This is a genomic window from Sandaracinobacter sp. T42, from assembly GCF_059115405.1.
Window position 1 is genome coordinate 15,190 of record NZ_CM181101.1, and the last position, 23,373, is coordinate 38,562.

At 66.5% G+C, this 23,373-nt stretch carries 19 protein-coding genes and 2 pseudogenes; 11 read left to right on the forward strand and 10 right to left on the reverse strand.

The genetic code is table 11. The features are described from left to right. Nucleotides 1–35 precede the first annotated feature (35 nt). From ACW9TV_RS00075 to ACW9TV_RS00095, 5 genes are all read left to right on the forward strand, one after another. Nucleotides 36–3,485 carry an indolepyruvate ferredoxin oxidoreductase family protein gene (locus ACW9TV_RS00075; RefSeq protein WP_494303854.1) on the forward strand — a complete coding sequence of 1,150 codons (3,450 nt, stop codon included), beginning with the start codon at nt 36–38 and terminating at the stop codon, nt 3,483–3,485. 129 nt (nt 3,486–3,614) lie between these two features. Then, entirely contained in the window at nt 3,615–3,842 is a 228-nt protein-coding gene (locus ACW9TV_RS00080) for a hypothetical protein (protein ID WP_494303855.1), read from the forward strand. 67 nt (nt 3,843–3,909) lie between these two features. Then, a complete protein-coding gene (locus tag ACW9TV_RS00085) occupies nt 3,910–5,004 on the forward strand; it encodes an acyl-CoA dehydrogenase family protein (protein WP_494303856.1) in 1,095 nt (364 codons plus the stop codon). A gap of 16 nt (nt 5,005–5,020) precedes the next feature. Continuing rightward, nucleotides 5,021–6,238: an acyl-CoA dehydrogenase family protein gene (locus ACW9TV_RS00090; RefSeq protein WP_494303857.1), complete on the forward strand. Its 1,218-nt coding sequence runs from the start codon at nt 5,021–5,023 to the stop codon at nt 6,236–6,238. Between the two features lie 73 nt (nt 6,239–6,311). Further along, complete coding sequence (locus tag ACW9TV_RS00095) at nt 6,312–7,271, forward strand: bile acid:sodium symporter family protein (protein WP_494303858.1); 960 nt, start codon at nt 6,312–6,314, stop codon at nt 7,269–7,271. On the opposite strand, the gene ACW9TV_RS00100 is transcribed toward ACW9TV_RS00095, so the two are convergent. Beyond that, complete coding sequence (locus tag ACW9TV_RS00100) at nt 7,268–8,260, reverse strand: adenosine kinase (protein ID WP_494303859.1); 993 nt, start codon at nt 8,258–8,260, stop codon at nt 7,268–7,270. The two genes, ACW9TV_RS00095 and ACW9TV_RS00100, sit on opposite strands and share 4 nt — an antisense overlap. A gap of 72 nt (nt 8,261–8,332) precedes the next feature. Here ACW9TV_RS00100 and ACW9TV_RS00105 point away from each other — a divergent pair, with 72 nt between their 5' ends. Then, complete coding sequence (locus ACW9TV_RS00105) at nt 8,333–8,752, forward strand: hypothetical protein (RefSeq protein WP_494303860.1); 420 nt, start codon at nt 8,333–8,335, stop codon at nt 8,750–8,752. Here the strand turns inward: ACW9TV_RS00105 and hisD are convergent. Both hisD and hisG read right to left on the reverse strand, forming a co-directional pair. Next, complete coding sequence (gene hisD / locus ACW9TV_RS00110) at nt 8,749–10,038, reverse strand: histidinol dehydrogenase (RefSeq protein ID WP_494303861.1); 1,290 nt, start codon at nt 10,036–10,038, stop codon at nt 8,749–8,751. The genes ACW9TV_RS00105 and hisD overlap by 4 nt on opposite strands. Next, nucleotides 10,038–10,685 (reverse strand): ATP phosphoribosyltransferase, encoded by a 648-nt coding sequence (hisG, locus tag ACW9TV_RS00115; protein WP_494303862.1) that lies wholly within the window; start codon nt 10,683–10,685, stop codon nt 10,038–10,040. The genes hisD and hisG overlap by 1 nt, the downstream gene beginning before the upstream one ends. A 155-nt stretch (nt 10,686–10,840) precedes the next feature. Between hisG and rimP the strand changes: the two genes are divergently transcribed. The 5 genes from rimP to rbfA are packed head-to-tail and all read left to right on the forward strand — an operon-like array spanning nt 10,841 to nt 16,987. Next, nucleotides 10,841–11,404, forward strand: coding sequence for a ribosome maturation factor RimP (gene rimP, locus ACW9TV_RS00120; RefSeq protein WP_494303863.1), 564 nt, complete (start codon nt 10,841–10,843; stop codon nt 11,402–11,404). A gap of 9 nt (nt 11,405–11,413) precedes the next feature. After that, the gene (gene nusA / locus ACW9TV_RS00125; protein WP_494303864.1) at nt 11,414–12,973 is read left to right on the forward strand and encodes a transcription termination factor NusA; all 1,560 of its coding nucleotides are present in this window, start codon (nt 11,414–11,416) and stop codon (nt 12,971–12,973) included. 47 nt (nt 12,974–13,020) lie between these two features. Further along, the gene (locus ACW9TV_RS00130) at nt 13,021–13,755 is read left to right on the forward strand and encodes a DUF448 domain-containing protein (protein WP_494303865.1); all 735 of its coding nucleotides are present in this window, start codon (nt 13,021–13,023) and stop codon (nt 13,753–13,755) included. Then, a complete protein-coding gene (gene infB / locus ACW9TV_RS00135; RefSeq protein WP_494303866.1) occupies nt 13,752–16,562 on the forward strand; it encodes a translation initiation factor IF-2 in 2,811 nt (936 codons plus the stop codon). Before ACW9TV_RS00130 ends, infB begins: the two co-directional genes overlap by 4 nt. Beyond that, nucleotides 16,559–16,987, forward strand: coding sequence for a 30S ribosome-binding factor RbfA (gene rbfA / locus ACW9TV_RS00140; protein ID WP_494303867.1), 429 nt, complete (start codon nt 16,559–16,561; stop codon nt 16,985–16,987). Before infB ends, rbfA begins: the two co-directional genes overlap by 4 nt. Before the next feature lie 18 nt (nt 16,988–17,005). Here rbfA and ACW9TV_RS00145 read toward each other — a convergent pair whose 3' ends face one another. The 7 genes and pseudogenes from ACW9TV_RS00145 to ACW9TV_RS00175 all read right to left on the reverse strand — a co-directional run bounded on the left by ACW9TV_RS00145 (nt 17,006) and on the right by ACW9TV_RS00175 (nt 23,313). Then, entirely contained in the window at nt 17,006–17,413 is a 408-nt protein-coding gene (locus ACW9TV_RS00145; RefSeq protein ID WP_494303868.1) for a DUF6491 family protein, read from the reverse strand. Nucleotides 17,414–17,472: 59 nt separating this feature from the next. Beyond that, nucleotides 17,473–18,333 carry a 3-hydroxyacyl-CoA dehydrogenase NAD-binding domain-containing protein gene (locus ACW9TV_RS00150; RefSeq protein ID WP_494303869.1) on the reverse strand — a complete coding sequence of 287 codons (861 nt, stop codon included), beginning with the start codon at nt 18,331–18,333 and terminating at the stop codon, nt 17,473–17,475. A gap of 114 nt (nt 18,334–18,447) precedes the next feature. After that, nucleotides 18,448–18,540: pseudogene (locus tag ACW9TV_RS00155) on the reverse strand (PEPxxWA-CTERM sorting domain-containing protein); the annotation flags it as partial. A gap of 225 nt (nt 18,541–18,765) precedes the next feature. Then, nucleotides 18,766–19,932 (reverse strand): annotated as a pseudogene (locus ACW9TV_RS00160) (esterase-like activity of phytase family protein); the annotation flags it as partial. Between the two features lie 132 nt (nt 19,933–20,064). Further along, nucleotides 20,065–21,009 (reverse strand): electron transfer flavoprotein subunit alpha/FixB family protein, encoded by a 945-nt coding sequence (locus ACW9TV_RS00165; protein WP_494303870.1) that lies wholly within the window; start codon nt 21,007–21,009, stop codon nt 20,065–20,067. Between the two features lie 34 nt (nt 21,010–21,043). Further along, entirely contained in the window at nt 21,044–21,793 is a 750-nt protein-coding gene (locus ACW9TV_RS00170; protein WP_494303871.1) for an electron transfer flavoprotein subunit beta/FixA family protein, read from the reverse strand. 122 nt (nt 21,794–21,915) lie between these two features. Next, the gene (locus ACW9TV_RS00175; RefSeq protein WP_494303872.1) at nt 21,916–23,313 is read right to left on the reverse strand and encodes an NAD(P)H-dependent flavin oxidoreductase; all 1,398 of its coding nucleotides are present in this window, start codon (nt 23,311–23,313) and stop codon (nt 21,916–21,918) included. Nucleotides 23,314–23,373 lie beyond the last annotated feature (60 nt).

The following is a 23,373-nucleotide window of genomic DNA, read 5'->3' on the forward strand; positions in this document are numbered from 1 at the left end:
GGTCAGTATTATTGCCCTATTCCCGGGAGAGAGACATGACAGACATCGCCAGCGCCGGACGGCGCGCCGTTTCGCTCGACGATCGCTATTCGCTCGAAGCCGACAGGATCTTCCTGTCCGGTACGCAGGCGCTCGTCCGGCTGGCCCTTGTGCAGCACGCTCGCGATGCGGCCTCGGGTCTGAACACGGGCGGGTTCATTTCCGGCTATCGTGGTTCTCCGCTGGGCGGGTTCGATCAGGAACTGTGGCGGGCGAAAAAGCGGCTGGCCGAGGCCAACATCCTGTTCGTGCCGGGCATCAACGAGGAACTGGGCGCAACTGCCGTCTGGGGCTCCCAGATGACCGATCTGAACCCCACGGCGACCGTCGATGGTGTGTTCGGCCTCTGGTACGGCAAGGGGCCCGGGCTCGATCGCGCGATGGATGTGCTGAAGCACGCCAACGCCGCCGGCACCTCCAAGCATGGCGGCGTGCTGGCGATCGTGGGGGACGATCACGGGGCCAAGTCCTCCACCCTGCCCCACCAGTCGGATCATAATTTCTCCGCCGCGTTCGTGCCTTTCCTGGCGCCGGCCTCGGTGCACGAGTTCGTGGAATATGGCCTGCTCGGAATCGCCATGAGCCGCTTCGCCGGCACCTGGGTCGGCTTCAAGGCGACGGCGGATACCGTGGAAACCTCCGCCACCGTGAATACCGCCAGTGAACGGCGCGCCATCATCCTGCCGCCGTTCGATTTCCCCGAAGGCGGCCTCCACATCCGCCCCAACGACATCTGGCGCGACGAGGATACGCGGCTCCAGCGGTACAAGGGCTTCGCGGCCCAGGCCTTCGCCCGGGCCAACGGGATCGACCGCCTCGTGTGGGACACGCCCCGCCCCCGCTTCGGCATTCTTTCCACCGGCAAGGCCTTCGCCGACACGCTGGAAGCGCTGGAGGAACTCGGCATCGACGAAAAGGTCGCGGCTGACATCGGCCTCCGGCTCTACAAGGTCGGCATGCCCTGGCCGCTGGAGCCCGACGGCGTCCGCGCCTTCGCGGAAGGGCTGGAGGAAGTCCTCGTCATCGAGGAGAAGCGCGAGTTCATCGAGCATCAGCTGAAGTGGCAGCTCTACAACTGGAAGCCCGGCGTCCGCCCGCAGGTGGTCGGCAAGCAGGACGAGGCCGGAGACTGGCTGCTTTCGCCTGACAATGAACTGACCCCCGGCGCCATCGCCAAGGTGATCGCCCGCCGCCTCAGCCACTTCCACAAGACGGACCGGATCGAAAACGCGCTGGCCTTCTTCGAGAAGCGCGAGGCCCTGCTGGCGAAGTTCGTGACGCCGGCGAAGCGCACCCCCTATTTCTGCTCCGGCTGCCCCCACAACAGCAGCACCAAGGTGCCTGAAGGCAGCCGTGCGCTGGCCGGCATCGGTTGCCACATCATGGCGCTGTGGATGGATCGGGCGCAGACCTTCACCCAGATGGGCGGCGAAGGCGTCACATGGGTGGGCGAAGCGCCGTTCGTGGCCGAAAAACATGTGTTCGCGAACCTGGGCGACGGCACCTATGAACATTCGGGCCTTCTCGCCATCCGCCAGTCCATCTCGGCGGGCGCCAACATCACCTACAAGATCCTGTTCAACGACGCCGTCGCGATGACGGGCGGGCAGCCGGTGGAAGGTCAGCTGACGGTCGGCAAGGTTGCGCGCCAGATGCTGGCCGAAGGCGCGAAGAAGGTGTGGGTGCTCACGGAAGACCTCTCCCGCTATGCGTCGGACACGCTGCCCGAAGGCGTCGAGCTGCACGACCGGCTGCAGCTGGATCCGATCTCCAAGGCGGCGGCCGCCACGCCCGGCTGCACCGTCATCATCTACGACCAGACCTGCGCGGCCGAAAAGCGCCGCCGCCGCAAGCGCGGCCTGATGCCCGATCCCGACAAGCGGGTGATCATCAACCCCGCCGTGTGCGAGGGCTGCGGCGACTGCTCCATCCAGTCCAACTGCGTCTCCGTCGAGCCGCTGGAAACGGAATTCGGCCGCAAGCGCCGCATCAACCAGTCCAGCTGCAACAAGGACTACAGCTGCGTGAAGGGCTTCTGCCCCAGCTTCGTCACCGTGCAAGGCGTGGAGGTGCGCAAGCCTGAAAAGCGCGCGCTCGACCTTTCCGCCCTGCCCCAGCCGCAGGTGCCGCCCCTCACCGACGCCACCAATATCCTCGTCACCGGGATCGGCGGCACCGGCGTCCTCACCGTTTCCGCCCTGCTGGGCATGGCGGGGCATCTGGCCGGCGTCGCTTCCACCACGGCAGACATGGCGGGCCTCGCCCAGAAGGGCGGCGCCGTGTTGAGCCATGTGCGCCTTGCGCCCTCGAACGAACAGTTGCTGGGCCCCCGCATCATGACGGGAACGGCAGACCTGGTGATCGCCTGCGATGCCATCGTCGCCGCCGACAAGGCCGCGCAGAACCTGATGGCGCCGGGCCGCACCCATGTCGTCGCCAATGCGAACATCGCCCCGACGGCGGATTTCGTCCGCAACCGCGATTTCGACTTCCGCTCCGGCCAGGTGGTGAAGGCGGTCGAACAGGCGTCGAAGGCGCATGACTTCGTCGCGGCCGAACGCATCGCGACGCAGTTGATGGGTGACGCCATCGCCGCCAACATCCTGCTGTTGGGCTTCGCCTGGCAGAAGGGGCTGATCCCCCTGCCGCTGTCCGCGCTGGAAGGCGCGATCGAATTGAACGGCGTCGCCGTTTCCTTCAACAAGGAGGCCTTCAACCTCGGCCGACTGCTGGCGCATGATCCGGCGCGGATCGAAGCGATGATCGCGCCGCCGCCCGCCCTCTCCGCCACGCTGGACGAACGCATCGCGGCGCGGGTCGCGGATCTCACCGCCTGGGGCGATGCGGCCTGGGCCGCGCGCTTCAGCACCCTTGTGTCGCGGGTGCGCGCGGCGGAAACCGCGCTTCGCCCCGGCTCCGAGGCGCTCACCGAAGCCGTCGCCCGGTCGCTGCACAAGCTGATGGCCTACAAGGACGAATATGAAGTTGCCCGGCTGATGACGGACGGCCGCTTCGACCGGCTGATGGACGAGACCTTCAGCAAGGCGCAGAAACGCACCTACCACCTCTCGCCGCCGATCTTCGCGAAGATCGACCCGGCCACGGGGCGTCCGCGCAAATATGCGATGCCCGGCTGGCTGGTGGAGCCGCTGTTCGGGCTGCTCGCCGGGATGAAGGGCCTGCGCGGCACCGCCTTCGATCCGTTCGGCCGCAACCCCGAACGCGTCGCGGAGCGCGAGGCCATCCCCGCCTATGAGGCCGAGGTGAACCGGCTGCTGAACGACCTTTCTGCAGACAATCTGGCCCTGGCCGTGGAAATCGCCCGCCTGCCGCTGGATCTGCGCGGGTTCGGCCCGGTGAAAGAGGCGGCGGCCAGGGCGGTCGCGACAAAGCGGAAGGCGCTATGGGCGAAATGGCCGGCCGAAGCGGCCCGTATCGCGGCATGACAGGCCCGATCTGATGGGTTAGCTTCCCCCGGCCCGGGGGAAGTTCATCATGCCGCACAACATCAGGTTGCCGTTGCAGTGCGTTCCCATCCTGGGGGCCTCGGCGGCACACGCGGCGCAGGCGCCCCGATGCTGCTGATCATCGCCATCATCCTGCTGCTGTTCCTGCTGGCAGCCGTTGCGGCGGGCGGAATCCGCAGGTCTCCAAAAGGGCAGCAGCCCCGCGATTCCGGACGGACAGGCGACAGCAGGCGTCGCCGCAAGGTCAGGGATCGCGACAAGCACGAAGACGGAGACGGCGGATTCGGCGGACGCGGAGGCGGATTCGGCGGGGGCGGCGCCAGCGGAGACTGGTAGGCTGGCGCAATCGAGAGTGCGCCCTTCGCATCGCGTCGGACTAGTCCGGATAACGGAGGAGATTTGTATGAACTTCGACCTGTCTGACGACGCGAAGACGCTGAAGGACGCTGCCCGCAAATTCCTGGACGCCCGCGCCGGCCCGTCGGTCGCGCGCAAGGTGATGGATGCCGGCGCGACACATGATGCCCAGCTGTGGGCCGACGTGGTCGAGCAGGGCTGGCCGGCCGCGCGCGTGCCCGAAGCGCATGGCGGCCTCGGCCTCGGGGCAGACGAAGCCTGCGTCCTGGCCGAGGAAATCGGCCGCAGCCTCGCCCCCGTGCCGCTCATGTCCACGCTGGCCGCCATCGAGGCGCTGCTGATCGCGGGCACGGATGCGCAACAGGCCGAATGGCTGCCGAAGCTGGCGTCGGGCGAAGCCGTGGGCGTCATCGCCTGGGCCGAAGGCAGCAACTCACCCATGCTGACTCCCGCCACGAAGCTTGAAGGCGGCAAGCTCACCGGCGGCAAGTCCCCGGTGATCGACGGGCTCGTCGCCACCGTGGCGATCGTCACGGTCGCCACGCCGGAAGGTCCGGCTATGGCCATCGCCCCGCTCGACGGCGTCGCCCGCGAAAAGCAGGATACGCTCGATCTCGTCCGACCCTCCGCGAAGCTCACGTTCGCCGGCACCCCGGCAGAAGCGCTGGGCACGGCGGCGGACTGGGTGAAGCTGACGGAACGGCTCGCCGTTCTTGCCGCCTGGGAAGCGCTGGGCACGGCAGACGCCGCGCGCGAGATGACGCTGGCCTACGCCAAGGAACGCGTCGCCTTCGGGCAGCGCATCGGCCGCTATCAGGGCGTGAAGCACAAGCTGGCGGACATGTACATCAAGGCGGAACTGGCCCGCGCCCATGCGCTGCACGGCTGCTGGGCCTGGGGCGCCGGCGAGCCGGAGCTGGCGCAGGCGGCTTCCGCCGCCCGCGTCGCCAGCCTCGATGCGCTGAAGTTCACGGCCGAGGAAGCGGTGCAACTGCACGGCGGCATCGGCTTCACCTGGGAACAGGATTGCCAGTTCTACTATCGCCGCAACCGCCTGCTGGCCACGTCGATCGGCAGCCGGGCGCACTGGTCAGACCGTCTCGTCCGGGCGCTGGAGCAGCGCAACCGGGCAGCCGCATAAAGAAGGGAGAGGACAGATGGATTTCAACGACACTCCCGCCGAAGCCGAATTCCGCGCCAAGGTGAAGGCCTGGCTGCAGGATGCGGCCGCCGAATATCTCTCGCCCCCGGCAAAGCCCTGGGGGCTTGAGGAATTTGTTGCCCGGTCCAAGGCCTGGCAGCTGAAGAAGTTCGAATCCGGCTATGTGGGCATCACCTGGCCCAAGGCGATCGGCGGGCAGGGGCTGACCCCCATGCACCAGATCATCTTCAACCAGGAGGAAAGCCGCACCTTCGTGCCGAACGGCCTTTATTCCATTGGCCTCGGCATGTGCATCCCGACCGTCTTTACCCACGGCACGCCCGACATCGCCGCGCGCTATGTGCCCAAGGCGCTGAGGGGCGAGGAAGTCTGGTGCCAGCTCTTCTCCGAACCGGTCGCCGGTTCCGATCTCGCCTCCATCCGCACGAAGGCGGTGAAGGAGGGCGACGAATGGGTGATCAACGGCCAGAAGGTGTGGACCAGCTTCGCCCACAAGTCCGATTTCGGTATCGTCGTGACGCGCACCGATTTCGACGCGCCCAAGCACAAGGGCCTCACCATGTTCATCGTGGACATGCACGCGCCCGGCGTTGAAGTGCGGCCGATCCGGCAGATGTCCGGCAGCAGCGACTTCAACGAGGTATTCTTCACCGACGTTCGCGTGAAGGACACGCACCGGCTGGGCGAAGTGGGCGACGGCTGGAAGGTCAGCCTGACGACCCTGATGCACGAACGCCTCGCCGTCGGCGGCAAGCCGCGCGGCGCGCCCGGCTACCAGACGCTGATGAATGTTGCGAAGGATGTGGAAACGGATAGCGGCCCCGCCATCCAGCGCGCCGACGTCAGGAACCGCATCGCCGACACCTACATCGCCGACGAAGGCATCAAGCTCACGCAGATGCGGGCGCTTTCCGCCCTGTCGCGCGGGCAGATTCCGGGGCCGGAACAGTCGATCTCCAAGGTCGTCGTCGCCAAGACGATGCAGGACATGACCGCCTTCGCCATGGACATGGCGGAAGCCGGCGGCTTCGCCGTGCAGCCGGGATCCGACCTCGAGAAGCTGCAGGGCTCCTACATGTGGTCTGCGGGTCTGCGCATCGCGGGCGGCACGGACGAGATCCTGCGCAACATCATCGCGGAACGCGTGCTCGGCCTTCCGGGGGATCTCCGGCCGGACAAGGACATCCCGTTCAGCCAGCTCAAGCCGCTCTGACCGACAGATTCCGGTTGCGGCCGGCCACTTATCAGGGCTTCGGATGCAGCAGAATGCGTCCGAAGCCCTTTTCATGATTCGCGCCCTGCTCGATCCCTTCCTGCTGCTGCTCGTCGGCATGGTCGCGCTCGCCAGCGTGGCGCCCGCCAGCGGAGAAGCCGCGATCTGGCTGGGCCATGTCGCGGACACCGCCATCTTCCTGCTGTTCTTCCTGCACGGCGCCCGCCTGCCGCACGCGGCCGTGCGGGACGGCCTGCTGAAATGGCGGCTGCATCTGGCGGTGCTCGCCAGCACCTATGCGCTGTTCCCGCTGATCGGCTTCGCGCTCGCGAAATCCGGGATCACGGGCGAGACGCTGGCGACGGGCATCCTCTTCCTCACCCTCGTGCCCTCCACCGTGCAGTCCTCCATCGCCTTCACCGCTATGGCACGCGGAGACGTGGCCGCCGCTGTCGTGGGCGCGGCCTTCTCCAATATCGCGGGCCTGTTCCTCACACCGCTGCTCGTCGCCCTCCTCCTCTCCGGCGCGGGTGTCGGCATGTCGGGGGAAGCCGTCAGCGCGATCCTCTTCCAGCTGCTGCTGCCCTTCCTTCTGGGACATCTGCTGCACAACCGGCTGGGCGACTTCCTCCAGCGCAACCGCCGGCTCACCATGATCGTGGACCGAGGCTCGATCCTGCTCGTCGTCTATGCCGCCTTCAGCCAGGCTGTCGTCATGCACCTCTGGGATCAGCTGTCAGCGGCCGATCTCGCCCTGCTGCTCGGCCTTTGCGTCGCCATCCTGGGCGCCGTGCTCGCCGCCACATGGGGTGCGGGCAAGGCGCTCGGCTTCCCGCGAGAAGACCGGATCGTGCTGCTCTTCTGCGGTTCCAAGAAGAGCCTCGCCTCAGGCGTGCCCATGGCGGGCGTGCTGTTCGCGCCTGCCGCCGTCGGCCTTGCCATCCTGCCGCTGATGCTGTTCCACCAGATCCAGCTGATCGCCTGCGCGATCCTCGCGCGCCGGCTGGCGGAAGGCGACCCGCCGGCCCTTTAGCCCAGAACCGCCTTCACCCGCGCCTTCAGGTCGGCTTCGGGCCGGGCGCCATAATGTTCGATGATCTCGGCCGCCGCAATGGTGCCCATGGTTGCGCAGGCCTTCAGGTCACGCCCCTGCGTATAGCCGGTCAGGAAGCCGGCCGCGAACAGATCGCCCGCGCCTGTCGTGTCCAGCACCCGCTGCGCGGGCGTAACCGGCACTTCCACGCGCCCCGATCCGTTCACCACGATCGCGCCCTTTTCCGATCGCGTCACCACCGCCAGCGGCACGATTTCGGAAAGGCCCTCGATGGCGGCTTCCACGCTGTCGGTCCGGAACAGGCTCTTCGCCTCATTCTCGTTGGCGAAGGCGATGTCGACGAGCCCCCCCTTCATCATCTCCAGGAACTCGGCACGATGCCCTTCCACGCAGAACACGTCCGAAAGCGTCAGCGCCACTTTCCGCCCGGCTTCGCGGGCGATGGCCTTGGCCTTTCGGATGGCGCGGATCGGCGCGGGCGGGTCCCACAGATAGCCCTCGAAATAGGTCACCTTCGCCGCCCGGACCATCGCCTCGTCCACGTCGGGCTCGTCCACTTCCTGGCACGAGCCCAGATAGGTGCTCATCGTCCGCTGCGCGTCCGGGCTCACGATGATCAGGCACTGGCCGGTCGGCGGCCCGCTTTCGGCCGGGGGGGTGCGGAAATCTACGCCGGCCGCCCGGATGTCATGCGCGAACACCTTGCCCAGCTGATCGTTGGAAACCCGCCCCACGAAGGCGGCCCGGCCGCCCAGCGCGGCGATTCCGGCGCAGCTGTTCGCGGCCGATCCGCCGGAAACTTCACGCCCCGGGCCCATCTTGCCATACAGTTCGGCTGCCTCCGCCGCGGAAATCAGCCGCATCGATCCCTTGGGAATGCCATTGGCCTGCAGGAACGCGTCGGGGTGGGCGGCAAGAACGTCCACGATCGCGTTCCCGATCGCGATAACGTCATACTGGTCGGCCAAGTCGGTCTCCTGGTGCGAAAGGCGGTTTCAGCGCCGCTAGCATTGCCCCGCCACCAAGGCTAGACGGCCGCCATGCGGATCGCCCCCCTGTTCGGCCTCGCCCTGCTCGGCGCCTGCGCCACGGCGCCCATCGTCCCGATCGAGTCGCCACCGCCGCCACCGCCGCCCGGAATGGAGCTTCTGCTCGGCCAGCCGGCCGAAACGGCTCTCGGGCTGCTTGGCAAACCCCGGATGGACAAGCGGGAAGGTGACGCGCGACAGCTTCAGTTCACGGGCGGCTGCATCCTGGATCTCTGGTTCTATGCCCAGCCTGGCGCGGCGCCCGTCGCGAAACATGCTGAGGCACGCCTGCCGGACGGGCGGGCTTTCCCCGCCGGTGAATGTCTCCAGCTGCTGATGCGCGCAAATCAGGCCCAACAGCTCCCGGCAGCGAAGCCTGAACCCACTCAGGCAGCGAAGCCGGGGCCTGTCCCGGCCCGGAAGCGCAGCTAGGGCCGCTGCCGGATCCGCACAGCCAGCGCGTGAGCGGGCAGCCCCTCTGCGTCGGCCAGGGTTGCGGTGGTGTCCGCCAGTGCGGCGAATCCCCGTGTCCCGGCCTCCAGCCAGGTCGTGCGCTTCATGAAATTGTGCACCCCCAGCCCACCTGAAAACCGCGCGCGCCGCCCCGTCGGCAGCACATGGTTGGGGCCGCCCAGATAGTCGCCGATCGGCTCGGGCGTATGGCTGCCAAGGAAGATGGATCCGGCATGGCGGATTGCGCCGAACAGCGGCGCGGGATACGCCAGCATCAGTTCCACATGCTCGGCGGCCAGGGCATCCGCCAGCGCGGGGGCCTCGGCCAGATCCTCCACCAGGATGATGATGCCATGATCGGCCCAGCTGTCCCGCGCGGGCGTCTCGGCCGGAAGCTCCTCCAGCAGCCGCGCCACCCATGCCTCAACCGAATCGGCCAGTGTCGCGCTGTCGGTGATCAGGATGGATTGCGCCACGGGATCATGTTCGGCCTGCGACAGCAGATCCGCCGCGATCCAGTCCGGCCGGGCGGAAGCGTCCGCGATCACAAGGATCTCGGATGGCCCGGCGACCATGTCGATGCCCACCGTGCCGTAAAGCTGGCGCTTCGCCTCCGCGACCCAGGCGTTGCCCGGCCCAACGATCATGTCGCACTTCGGCAGCGGCCTGGTGCCGAACGCCAGCGCGGCGATCGCCTGCGCGCCCCCGATTCGGAATATCCGGGATACGCCCGAAAGCTCGGCCGCCAGCATCACCAGCGGGTTCAGCTCTCCACCCGGTGTCGGCGTCACCATGATCAGTTCATCGACCCCCGCGACCTGCGCGGGAATGGCGTTCATCAGCACAGAGGACGGATAGGCCGCCCGCCCGCCGGGCACATAGAGACCGGCCCGCGCCACCGGGGTCCAGCGCCAGCCGGCCCGCACACCCGTCTCGTCTCCGTGGCTGCCGTCGGCCGGGCGCTGCGCCTGGTGGAAAGCGCGGATCCGCGCGGCCGCCAGTTGCAACGCTTCCCGCTGGCGGGCGGGCACCCGCGCAATGGCCGCAGCCTGCTCCGCCCCAGAGATTTCCGCGCTGCCGGCCGTCAGATGAACCCGGTCGAAGCGCTCGGTCAGATCCGCGACAGCGGAAAAGCCTTCCCGCCGCACCCGCTCCAGGATGGCCGCAACCTGGCCGGCCACGCCCCTGTCCGGTTCCCGCGTGTCGGCCACAAGGGCGGCGAAGCGCGCGGCGAAATCAGCCTCCCGGCTCGACAGCCTCTGCATCAGGCGGCTTCCTTCTGCACAGTGGCGCGCACGTCATTCACCAGCCGCGCGACTTCCGGCATGGTCTTGAAGGCAGCCCGGTTCACGATCAGACGGGATGTCACCTCCAGGATCGTCTCCCGTTCGACAAGGCCGTTTTCCTTCAGCGTCCTGCCGGTGGAAACCAGATCCACGATCCGCGGCGCCAGCCCCAGCAGCGGCGCCAGCTCCATGGCGCCGTTCAGTTTCACGCATTCGGCCTGGATCCCCTGGGCCGCGAAGTGCGCCTTGGTGAGATGGGGATATTTGGTCGCCACCCGCACATGGCTTTCCGACGTGATCGGCGGCGTGCCCATCGGTTCGGCCACGGAAAGCCGGCATCGGCCGATTCCCAGGTCGACCGGGGAATAAAGCTCGGTGTAGCCGAACTCCGCCAGCACATCGTTGCCCACGATCCCCAGCTGCGCCGCACCAAAGGCGACAAAGGTCGCAACATCGAAGCTGCGCACGCGGATCACCGAAATCTCCGGGCGGTTGGTGGCAAAGCGAAGCGCGCGGCTGTCCTCGTCGAACAGCGCCGGCTCGGGATGAATGCCCGCCGCCCCCAGCAGGGGCAGGGCTTCCTTCAGGATTCGGCCTTTCGGCAGGGCGATCACAAGCTGTTGCATGGCGGCGGGGCTATGCACCGCCACCGCACTTGCGGCAACAGGCTGTTGCGCGTATAGGCGGCCCAGTTCCTGACAGCCCAGCCTTCCAGGATCCTCCGGCCAGCGGCCGCGGGGCCTTGAGGGGTTTTAGCTGATCGGGCCTGCAAGGATGATCGATGGCAACGCTTGAAGAGCTGACCGCGCTGATCGAACCCGTCGTGACGGACGCCGGGTTCGAGCTTGTGCGCGTGGCGCTGATTGCCGGCCCCTCCCTCACCCTGCAGGTGATGCTGGAAGATCCCGCAACCGGCCAGATGAAGGTCGATGATTGCGCGAAGGTCTCGCGCAGGCTTTCCCTCCTCCTTGACGAGGCGGACCCTATCGACAGCGAATATATGCTGGAGGTTTCCTCTCCCGGGATCGACCGGCCGCTGACGCGCCTGAAGGATTTCGACCGCTGGACGGGGCATATCGCGAAGGTGGAACTGGCCGAAGGCCTCAACCTGAACGGGGCGGACCGCAAGCGCTTCCAGGGGCCGCTTCTGGGCACCGCCGGGGACGACATCCGGATCGATGCGGAAGGTCTGGGGGAAATCGCCCTGCCGTTCGCCGCTATCCGCACGGCGAAGCTGATCCTGACGGATCGGCTGATCGCCGAAACCATGCCCCATCTTTCCGAAGAGGGCGCCGACGAAATCGAGGAAGAGGCCGACGAACCGTCGGACGAGATCAGGAACTGAGGGACAGACATGAACCCCACTGCTGCGAACAAGGCCGAACTGATCGCGATTGCGGATGCGGTCGCCCGTGAAAAGTCGATCGACCGCATGATCGTCATCGAGGCGATGGAAGAAGCGATCCAGCGCGCCGCCCGCGCCCGCTACGGTGCCGAGAACGACATCCGCGCCAAGATCGATCCGCGCGGCGGCGATCTGCGGCTTTGGCGCGTGCTCGAAGTCGTCGAAGAGCCCGAGGATTATTTCAAGCAGATCAGCCTGGTCGACGCGCAGGAGCGTGAACCCGGCGCAAAGCTGGGCGACTTCATCGTCGATCCGCTGCCCCCGATCGAATTCGGCCGGATCGCGGCGCAGGCCGCCAAGCAGGTCATCGTCACCAAGGTCCGCGACGCGGAGCGCGAGCGCCAGTATGACGAATACAAGGACCGCCAGGGCGAGATCATCACCGGCGTGGTGAAGCGGGTGGAATTCGGCCACATCGTCGTCGATCTGGGCCGCGCCGAAGGCGTGATCCGCCGTGACCAGCAGATTCCGCGCGAAGTGATGCGCCCGGGCGACCGGGTGCGCAGCCTGATCACGCTGGTGCGCCGGGAAAACCGGGGCCCGCAGATTTTCCTGTCCCGCGCGCATCCGGATTTCATGAAAAAGCTGTTCGCGCAGGAAGTGCCGGAAATCTACGACGGCGTGATCGAGATCAAGGCCTGCGCCCGCGATCCGGGAAGCCGCGCCAAGATCGGCGTTCTGTCGCACGACGGCTCGATCGATCCGGTCGGCGCCTGTGTCGGCATGCGCGGCAGCCGCGTGCAGGCCGTGGTGCAGGAACTGGCCGGGGAGAAGATCGACATCATCCCCTGGTCGCCGGACACGGCCACCTTCGTCGTCAACGCGCTTCAGCCCGCGCAGGTCTCCAAGGTCGTCATCGACGAGGAAGACAGCCGCATCGAAGTCGTGGTGCCGGATGACCAGCTCAGCCTGGCGATCGGCCGCCGCGGCCAGAACGTCCGCCTCGCCGGCCAGCTGACCGGCCACCAGATCGACATCATGACGGAAGCCGCCGAGAGCGAGAAGCGGCAGAAGGAATTCGTCGAACGGTCGCAGCTGTTCGAAACCGAACTGGAACTCGACGAGACGCTGGCCCAGCTGCTGGTCGCCGAAGGCTTCACCAGCCTCGAGGAAGTGGCCTATGTCGAAACAGAGGAACTCGCCTCGATCGAGGGTCTGGACGAGGATGTCGCCGCCGAGCTGCAAAGCCGCGCGGTCGAGGCGCTGGAACGCCGCGAAGCCGGCTACCGCGAGGCCCGGCGCGCGCTGGGCGTGGAAGACGCGCTGGCCGAAATCCCCGGGCTCACGGAAGAAATGCTGGTCCGCCTGGGGCAAAAGGGCATCCGCACGCTCGACGATCTCGCCGACCTTTCCACGGATGAACTGATCGGCAAGGGCGACAAGCGTCGTGAAATCCCGGCCGGTCTGCTGGCGTCCTTCGGCATCTCCCAGGACGACGGCAATGCCATCATCATGGCCGCGCGCCAGCATTGGTTCGCGGACGAAGCCACGGACGGGGCTGACGCCTGAAATGACGACCGGCCTTTCCCCCACAGTCAGGGAGGACGCAACAGCGTATGTCCTCCGATGACACCCCGGATGCGACGGTAGAAGTCGATCCGTCCGCCCGGGCACAGCCCGATGGACGAAAGGACGGGTCTGCGCCCGAGCGGAAGTGTATCCTGACAGGGATGCACGGCGATCGTGCGCAGCTCATCCGCCTCGCGCTCGGGCCGGACGGCGCCGTGTGGCCCGATCTGGCGGCCAAGCTGCCGGGCCGGGGGGCCTGGCTGGGGGTGGACAGGGCTGCACTCGAAGCGGCTCTCGCGAAAGGCCGGCTGAAAGGCGCTGTCGCGCGCGCCTTCAGGGAACCGGCAATCGTGCCGCCGGATCTGCCGCAGCGAATCGCGGATGGCCTCGAACGTCGCAGCCTCGACAGGCTGGGGCTCGAACATCGCGCCGGACATCTTATATTCGGAGCCGAGAAGATCGGCGAATGGGCGCGCGCCGGCCGGGTGCATCTGCTGATGCATGCGGCCGATGCCTCGGAAGACGGGATCTCGAAACTGGGTCAGGCCTTCCGCTCCGGCGGGGGCGACATGGCGGATGTGCTGATTCTGCCAGCCGGGCGGGATGCCTTGTCTCGCGCGCTCGGGCGTGAGAATATAGTGCATTCAGGCGTGATCGATGGCAAGGCAGCGGCGCGGATCGCAACCGAGGTTGCGCGCTGGACGGCCTTTCTTGGCACCAGCAGCATTTCAAACGACGGGCGGGGCATTCCTGCCCGGCGGAACGACGAAGGACGGGAATGAGCGAAGACGAAAAGCCGAAGCTGGGCCTCAGGCCCCAACTCGGCGTGAAACGCACGACTGAAGTGAGCCAGGTGAAGCAGAGCTTCAGCCATGGCCGCACGCACAAGGTCGTCGTGGAGACGAAGAAGGCCCGGGTGTTCCGCAAGCCCGGCGATCCCGCCCCGGCCTCCGCCGAGGCGGATCAGCCTCTCGAGCCTGCTGTCGAACCCACCGCGGAAGAACCCGCAAAGGTTGAGGCGCCTGCGCGTGCGCAGCCGCAGATGCCGGTCGCGCCGCCGCCGCCCTTCGTGGTGGTGACGGACGAACCCCTGAACAAGGGAGAGCCGGCAAAACCCGCGCCGAAGCAGCCCGAACCCGAAGTGGTGGCCGAACCCGAGCCCGCGCCGGTCGTGGCGGCGGAGCCTGAGCCCACACCTGCGCCTGAGCCCGCGCCACAACCCGTGGCGGAAGCCCCCGTCGTGTCGCCGGCCCCGCAGCCCGCGCCAACCCCGGCCCCGGCTCCGGCTCCGACTCCGAAGCCCGCGCCGCAACCGGTGCCGCCGAAGCCTGAGCTGACCGCCCTCCAGAAGGCCCTGCAGAACCCCAGGCTCACCCCGCGTGAGCGGACGCAGCTGATGATGCGTCTGGCCGAGGAAGAGCGCCTGCAGCGCGCGGAAGAGGCCCGCATCCGCGAAGAGCGGGAACGGGCCGAAGCGCAGGAGGCCGAAGCCCGCCGTCTGGAAGAAAAGGCGAAGGCCGAAGCCGAGGAGGCCGCACGCGCCGCCGAAGCCGCCAGGCGCGCCGCAGAAGCCCCGGCGCCTGCCGTCGTGGAGGAAGAGGATGAACGGCCGCGCGGCGCCCTGCCGGGCCGTGGCGCCCCGCCGCGCCGGGCACCCGAACCCGCCAAGCCCTCCCGCGGGCGCGGAGACGAACGCCGCTCGGGCAAGCTCACCATCACCCGCGCACTCGGCGACGAGGACGGCGTCCGCGCTCGCTCGCTCGCCTCGCTGCGTCGCGCCAACGAAAAGCAGAAGCGTTCAGCCCATGGCGGCGGCGCGGCTGCCAGCGCGCGAACGGCCCGCGAAGTGCAGGTGCCCGAAGCCATCACCGTGCAGGAACTCGCCAATCGCATGGCTGAACGCGGCGCGGATCTGGTGAAGGCCCTGTTCAAGATGGGCATGCCGACCACCATCAACGCCACGATCGATCAGGATACGGCCGAACTGCTGGTCACCGAATTCGGGCATATCATCAAGCGCGTCTCCGACAGCGATGTCGAAATCGGCATCGAGGGCGAGGCGGACACGCCTGAAAGCCTGAAGCAGCGCCCGCCGGTCGTGACGATCATGGGGCATGTCGATCATGGCAAGACCTCGCTGCTCGATGCCCTTCGCGGCACCGACGTCGTCGCCGGCGAAGCGGGCGGCATCACCCAGCACATGGGGGCCTATCAGGTCACCCTGAAGTCGGGCGACAGGATCAGCTTCCTCGATACGCCCGGCCACGAAGCCTTCACCGAAATGCGCGCCCGCGGCGCGCAGGCGACGGATATCGTGGTGCTGGTGGTCGCAGCAGACGACGGCATCAAGCCGCAAACGATCGAGGCCATCAACCATGTGAAGGCGGCTGGCGTTCCGATGATCGTCGCCATCAACAAGATGGACAAGTCCGGCGCGGATGCGAACCGCGTGCGCACCGAACTGCTCCAGCACGACATCCAGGTCGAAGCGATGGGGGGTGAAGTGCAGGACGTCGAAGTCTCCGCGCTGAAGCGCACCGGCCTCGACGAACTCACAGAGAAGATCCTCCTCCAGGCGGAGATCATGGAACTGAAGGCCAATCCCGACCGGATGGCTGAAGGCGTCGTCGTCGAAGCCAAGCTGGACAAGGGCCGCGGCCCGCTCGCCACCGTGCTGGTGAAGCGCGGCACGCTGCGCACCGGCGACATCTTCGTGGTCGGCGTGGAGTGGGGCAAGGTCCGCGCCCTCGTCAACGACAAGGGGCAGACGGTGAAGGAAGCCGGTCCGTCCATGCCGGTCGAGGTGCTCGGCCTTTCCGGTGTGCCGCAGGCGGGCGACATCCTCTCCGTCGTCGAAACCGAGGCGCGCGCCCGCGAGGTCGCGGCCTACCGCCAGCAGGTCGCGCTGACGAAGCGCACCACGACGGCCCCCGCCAGCCTGGAAAGCATGTTCGCCGGCCTCGCCGAAAAGAAGGCGATGGAATTCCCCGTCGTCGTCAAGGCGGATGTGCACGGCTCCACCGAGGCCATCGTCTCGGCCCTCAACAAGCTGTCCACGGACGAAATCCGGGTGCGCGTGCTGCACTCCGGCGTCGGCGCCATCACCGAATCCGATGTCACGCTGGCCCGGGCTTCGGGCGCGCTCATCATCGGCTTCAACGTCCGCGCCAACGCCAAGGCGCGGGAAGCCGCCCACGCCGGCGGCGTGCCGCTGAAATATTACGACATCATCTACGACCTCATCGACGAGGTGAAGGCCGGGATGGCCGGCAAGCTCGGGCCGGAATATTTCGAGAATGTCGTCGGCCGCGCCGAAATCCGCGAAGTGTTCCAGGCGGGCAAGTTCGGCAAGGCCGCCGGCTGTCTCGTCGTGGAAGGCTATATCAAGCGGAACCTCCGGGCCCGCGTGCTGCGCGACGATGTCATCGTCTACAATGGCTCCATCGCCTCGCTGCGTCGTTTCAAGGACGACGTCACGCAGGTGGAAAAGGGCTATGAATGCGGTATCGGCTTGGAAAACTTCCAGGACATCCAGCAAGGTGACGTGATCGAGACCTTCGAGATCGAAGAGCGTCTGCGCCAGCTGTGAAGCACGGCTCCTCTTCCGAAGGGCGCTCCGTCCGCACCCTGAAGGTGGGTGAAGCGATGCGCCACGTCCTCGCCGACGTGCTGGCGAGGGGGGATATCAGGGACGATGTGCTGGATCGGCACATCGTCTCCATCTCCGAAGTGCGCGTATCCCCGGATCTCCGCCACGCAACCGCCTACATCATGCCCGTCGGCGCCAGCCCGTCGGAACAGGAAGCGGTACTGCGCGCGCTCAACAGCCACGCCCGCCAGCTGAAGGGCGAACTCGCGCGCCGGGTGAACACGAAATATGCGGCCGAAATCCATTTCCGCGTGGATGAAAGCTATGCAGAGGCCGCCCGCATCGACGCCCTGCTCCGTTCGCCCAAGGTCGCCCGCGACCTGGAGGACCGGGCGCCGCCCAGCATCCGCAACGACGACGACTGATCCGTCGCGGCGCCTGCGTCAGCCGGAAGCCGCCTCGGACGGCTTCGTTTCCGGCACGGGCACACGCTTGATGGGCTGGAACTGACCAAGCTGACAGTTCGCCGCGTTCGGCCCGCCACCCATGGAAACTGGCGTGATCGTATCGAAATTGCACAGCCGGCTGGTTCGGCTGTTGTGCCGGATCTTCTGCCCGAACGAAAGTCCACTGCACCGCATGGGCAGGTGATTGCGCCAGGCCTGGTTGCGGTTGCGCTCGAAATCGATCGTCCGGTCGTCAACCACGCGGAAGCTGCGCACCTGGTTCAGGTTGATGCAGTTTACGGGCGGCCCGTCCTCCACCCAGACAGTCCGGTTCGTTGCACTGTCGCCACCGGCGCAGCTGCCCAGCAGCAGGGCGGCGGAAAGGGGCAGCAGGGTCCTGAACATGCACCATTCTCCCTCGGCAAGTCCGCCGCCAGCATTCCCTTGCCGACAACTGCTGTCAATCAGCGAGTCGGAACAGGCTTCTCTCCGGAATAATCATAGAATCCGCGGCCCGTCTTGCGGCCGAACCAGCCCGCTTCCACATATTTGCTCAGCAGCGGCGCAGGGCGATATTTCGGGTCGCCGGTCGCCTTCTGCATGACCAGCATGATGGCATGCAGCGTATCCAGCCCCACGAAGTCCGCCAGCGTCAACGGCCCCATGGGATGATTGGCGCCCAGCCGCAGGCCGGTGTCGATATCCTCCACGCTGCCCACGCCTTCGCCCAGCGCGAAGATCGCCTCGTTCAGCATCGGGCACAGCACCCGGTTCACGATGAAGCTCGGGCTGTCCTCCGAAACAATCGGCGTCTTGCCCAGCGTGCCGATGAAGTCCTGCGCGATCCGCCGCGTTTCATCCGATGTGGCGAGGCCGGGGATGATCTCAACCAGCTTCATCACGGGAACGGGATTGAAGAAGTGCAGCCCCAGGAAACGATCGGGCCGGTCGGTTGCGGCCCCCAGCATCGTGATGGAAATGGACGAGGTGTTGCTCGCCAGAACCGCATGCGGCGCCAGCTTCAGCCCGGCGAAGATCTTCCGCTTCAGGTCCTCGCCCTCGGTCGCGGCCTCGATCACGAAATCGGCGTCTGAAAGCGCCCCGCTGTCACCAGCGGGCACGATGCGGGCCAGCATGGCCTCGGCCGCAGCAGCCTCAAGCGTGCCCTTCGTCACCAGCCGGTCGACTTGCCTGGCAATGCCGGCCCTGCCCTTTTCGGCCCTGTCCAGCGCGATGTCGGACAGCACCACGGAATGACCCGCCGCTGCCGCCACCTGGGCAATGCCGGATCCCATGATGCCCGCCCCGATAACCCCGACCTTCATCCGCCTGCTCCTTGTCGCAATCATTGCGGGCGGGTTAGCGCCGGTGCCGGGGCTTCACAATCCCCGCGCAGGCCGCCACGCGCGTGTCGCGGCGGCCGGCCAGATCGTGACAGGTCAGGCCAGGGCCTGGCGCCGCCGGCGGGCCATCCCGCCGACAAGGCCAAAGCCGGCGATCAGCATCGCCCAGGTGGCCGGTTCCGGCACGCCCAGCGCGCCCAGATCGCGTCCGCTCACGGAAAAGACATAGGCCTGGCTGCTGATCAGGCTGGTGCCTTCCGGGCAGGTCTCGTTCAGGCCCACATCGATCGAAGTCCCGCCCACGCCCGATGTGCAGCGGTTGAACTGAACGCCCGCGCCCGTCTGGGTCACGGAAAAGTCGTTGTCCGTCACCACCACGAAGGCATAGCCGTTGCCCAGCCGGGGCCCGATCGCGATGCCCTCCATCTTTTCCGTCACCGTCACGCCGGCCTTCTCCAGCTCGGCCTGGATATCCAGCCACAAGGTCTTGCTGACGGGCGTGACGCCGCCGGGAAGATCGTTCGAACCCGCCAGGCTGATCCCGCTCACATCGGTCGCCCCAACCAGATCGACCAGATAGACGCGCTTCGACCCGACGGGGGTTTCAGCCGTGGGATCATCGATGCCAAGGCCGCGATTGTCGCGTTCCAGAACCAGGAACTTGCCATTGTCCAGGGCGAGGATGCCGGAAAGACCGATGTTGCGCCCCTGACTGTTCGGCCCGAAATCGTCGGCCGTGCCCGGAATGCGGCCATTGATGTCGGCCAGGGATTCCAGCTGGTAGATGAACTGGCCGGGCGATTGGCCGGTCGCCACGTCATAGGCGACGATTCGCACGTTCCGGCTGCGCCGACCGTCGGGGCTGCCTTCGTTCACCAGCGGATCCTGCAGAACGGCATAGGCCGTCTTGCCGTCCGGGGACAGCGTCAGTCCTTCGAAACCCCGGTTGTCCTGCCGGCCACTGGTGATCAGCGGGCGGCCGTCCACGAAGTTCGGATCGCCATCCGGCTCTTTCGGAAGCAGGTTTGCCGGTGGCGTGAAGGCGCGGATATAGTTGCCTTCGCTGTCGAATTCATAAACCGAAGGGCCATATTCGTCGGCCACCAGGAAGTTGCCGTTCTTCCGGACGACAAGGCCCTCAGGGTCGAACGACAGGCCAAGCACGCTGGCATCCCCTTGCGGGGCAAGTCGCGGATTGAGCCCGGTGAACGGCACGCCGTCCTTCTTGAACACGACCGTCTTCAGCAGAACATAACCACTCGTCGTGCCGTCTGGCTTGATCCCCAGCGCGAAATTGTGGACGCGCGGCGCGAAATCGACGAGGCCGCCGCCGGGGCCACGATCGGTATTGCCCCAGTAGCTGTTCGTGCCACTGTGATAGAACAGGTCGGAGCCGATGGAGAGCCGGTTGCCGGCGAAGTCCGGCGACAGGCCGCTCAGATCGATCGCATCGCCCGCAAAGCCGACACTGCCGGTATAGTTGACGGCCGCAGCGGCCCCCGAAGCAGATGCCAGAAGCGCCGCAAGTGCCAGAATTCGAATCATTGGAATGCCCCTTTCGAGTTTGCCCGAGGGGTCCATTGCGGAAAGCGGGTGAAGGTGCGGTGTCAGTTCGATGACGAGTTTCCTGCAATCCGCACAGGATCCGTCCCGAACGAAAATGCCCCGCCGGACTGGATCCGGCGGGGCTGATTTTCGCGAGTCGAAAGCCGGTTAAAGCTTCGAGGTCAACTCCGGCACAACCTGGAACAGGTCGCCCACAAGGCCATAGTCCGCCACCTGGAAGATGGGGGCTTCCTCATCCTTGTTGATGGCGACGATGATCTTCGAATCCTTCATGCCGGCCAGGTGCTGGATCGCGCCGGAGATGCCGACCGCGACATAAAGTTCCGGGGCGACGATCTTGCCGGTCTGGCCGACCTGATAATCGTTCGGCACATAGCCCGCATCGACGGCTGCCCGCGACGCGCCGACGGCGGCGCCAAGCTTGTCGGCCAGCGGATCGATATACTGGGTGAAGGCTTCGCCCGAACCCAGCGCACGGCCGCCGGAAACGATGATCTTCGCACCCGTCAGTTCGGGGCGGGCCGAAACCGTCAGTTCCGCGCCCTTGAAGCTGGACAGGCCGGCGTCGCCGCTTCCCGCAACCGCTTCGACCGAAGCCGAACCGCCGGTCGCAGCCGCCTTCGGGAAGGCGGTGCCGCGAACAGTGATCACCTTCTTGGAATCTGCCGTCTTCACAGTGGCGATGGCGTTCCCGGCGTAGATGGGACGGGTGAACGTATCAGCCGCCTCCACGGACAGGATTTCCGAAATCTGCGCCACATCCAGAGCGGCTGCCACGCGCGGCGCAATGTTCTTCCCGCGCGACGTGGCAGGCGCCACCAGGGCGTCATAATTCGCCATCAGCCCGGCCACCAGCGGCGCCAGATTTTCGGCCAGCGCGTCGCCATAGGCGGCATCGTCGGCCAGCAGCACCTTCGCCACGCCTTCGATCTTCGCGGCTGCATCGGCTGCTGGCTGCGCGCCCTTCCCGGCCACCAGCACATGGACGTCGCCACCGGCGAAGCCGGCCAGCGCCTTCGCGGCGGAAACGGCGTTCAGGGTCGCGTCCTTCAGCGACGCATTGTCATGTTCGGCAAGGACAAGAACGCTCATGCGATAGCTCCTGAATAGAATGGGGTCGCAATCGTCATGCGATAGCTCCCGCGGTCTTCAGCTTCTCGATCAGTTCGTCGACGGTCTTCACCTTGATGCCGGCGCTGCGCTTGGGCGGCTCCGTCACCTTCAGCGTCGTCAGGCGCGGCGTCACGTCCACGCCATAGTCGTCCGGCGTCTTGTTCGCGATCGGCTTGGACTTCGCCTTCATGATGTTCGGCAGAGACGCATAGCGCGGCTCGTTCAGGCGGAGGTCGGTCGTCACGATGGCCGGCAGCTTCAGCTCGACGGTCTCGAGTCCGCCGTCGATCTCGCGCGTCACGGAAACCTTGTCGCCCGCGGGCTCCACCTTCGATGCGAAAGTGCCCTGACCCCAGCCCAGCAGCGCGGCCAGCATCTGGCCGGTCTGGTTGGCGTCGTCGTCGATCGCCTGCTTGCCCAGGATCACCAGGCCCGGCTGTTCCTCGGTCGCCACCTTCGCCAGGATCTTGGCGACGGCCAGGCTCTCGGTCGTCACGTCGGTCGTCACCAGGATGCCCCGGTCGGCGCCCATCGCCAGCGCCGTGCGCAGCGTTTCCTGCGCCTGCGCCGGCCCGACGGACACGACGACGACTTCGGTCGCCACGCCCTTTTCCTTCAGGCGCACGGCTTCCTCGACGGCGATTTCGTCGAACGGGTTCATGCTCATCTTGACGTTGGCGAGTTCGACACCGCTCTGGTCGGGCTTCACCCGAACCTTCACATTATAGTCGACCACCCGCTTCACGGGCACGAGAATCTTCATGGGTTAATGGCTCCCCAGTCTCTTGAACTAGCGGCAACCCCATGGGGAAGGAGGATTGCCGAGTCAACGCGAACCGGCCCCTTCCCCTGCGGCACCTGATACCCCTGTTAGTCCCCGGGCTGTCAGTCCCCGGTCTGGATCCGGTCGATCAGCTGCTTCACCGTCGGCACGAACCCGTTCGAATAGAAGGGGTCCGTCCTGAAGTTGAAGGCGGCATGGCCCGCAAACATCAGCTCATGCTCCGGATCTGCGCCGTGCGCGATGTCCTGAAGCGTCTTCTGGATGCAGAAGCTGCGCGGATCGGCCAGATAGCCGGTGGTGTGATCGTCATGATCCTTCCAGGCACTGAACGAGCAATGCGAAAGACAGCCCATGCAATCGGCCTGGTCCTTGCGGATGGATTTCGCTTCGGCAGCCGACACGAACACCAGCGTGTCGTCCGGCGTCTTCAGCGCCGTGTCGAAGCCTGCGCCATGCCATTCGCGCGCCCGGTTCAAGTCCGCCTTCGTCACATGATAGGTCTTGCGCCCCACGCCCACGTCCAGCGTGAACCGATGGTCGTCATCGGCCACGGTGCGGAACGCGATCTGTCGTTCCGAACGGCCTTCCAGGTTCCGAAGGAAGCTGTTGCGCACGGCTGACGAATAGAAGCCCGTCGGCGAGAATTTGTGCAGGAGGATGTCGCCTTCCTCCAGTGTCGGAAGGCGGGCCTTCCACCCCTCTGGAATCGGACTTTCCTTTGTCAGCAGCGGCCGGGTGCCGAACTGGAACGAAATGGCGCCCAGTTCGGGATTGTCGATCCAGTCCGCCCAGTCGCGCAGATACCAGACACCGCCGGCCATCACGATCGGAACGGAATCGGAAATCCCGCCCTCGCGCATCACCGCCCGCAGTTCCTTCACCCGCGGATAGGGATCCTGCGGTTGCCGGGGATCTTCGGCGTTGGAAAGTCCATTGTGGCCGCCGGCCAGCCAGGGGTCCTCGTAGACCACCGCGCCCAGCCATTCGCTGGCCTTGGAATAGGCCCGCTTCCACAGCGCGCGGAACGCACGCCCGGACGAGATGATGGGATAGTAATAGACCCCATGCCGCGCGGCGATCTCGGACAGCTTGTAGGGCATGCCCGCCCCGCAGGTCACGCCGTGCAGCATGCCCTGGGTCTGGCTCAGCACGCCTTCCAGGATCCGCTGCGCGCCCCCCATTTCCCACAGAACATTGATGTTCAGCGCCCCGCGCCCGGCGCGCAGTTCGTCCCCCGCGATATCATAGGCACGCCGCACCTGCTCGATGGCGCCCTTGATGCCATAGGCCACCAGTTCCTCATGCCGCCCTTCGCGGGTGCGGCTGTGATAGATCTGCGGGATGATGTCGCCGTTTTCGTCGTAGCTGTCGGCATTCACACCGGAAACGGTGCCGATTCCGCCGGCCTTCGCCCAGGCGCCGGCAGACGCATGGTTGGTCGCGGAAACACCCTTGCCGCCCTCCACGAGCGGCAGGAACGTCTGCCCGCCGACGGTCAATGCACTTAAAGCCTTCAACTCTGTCTCCCTTTGCGGAATCCACTGGCAACAGGCTGCCCC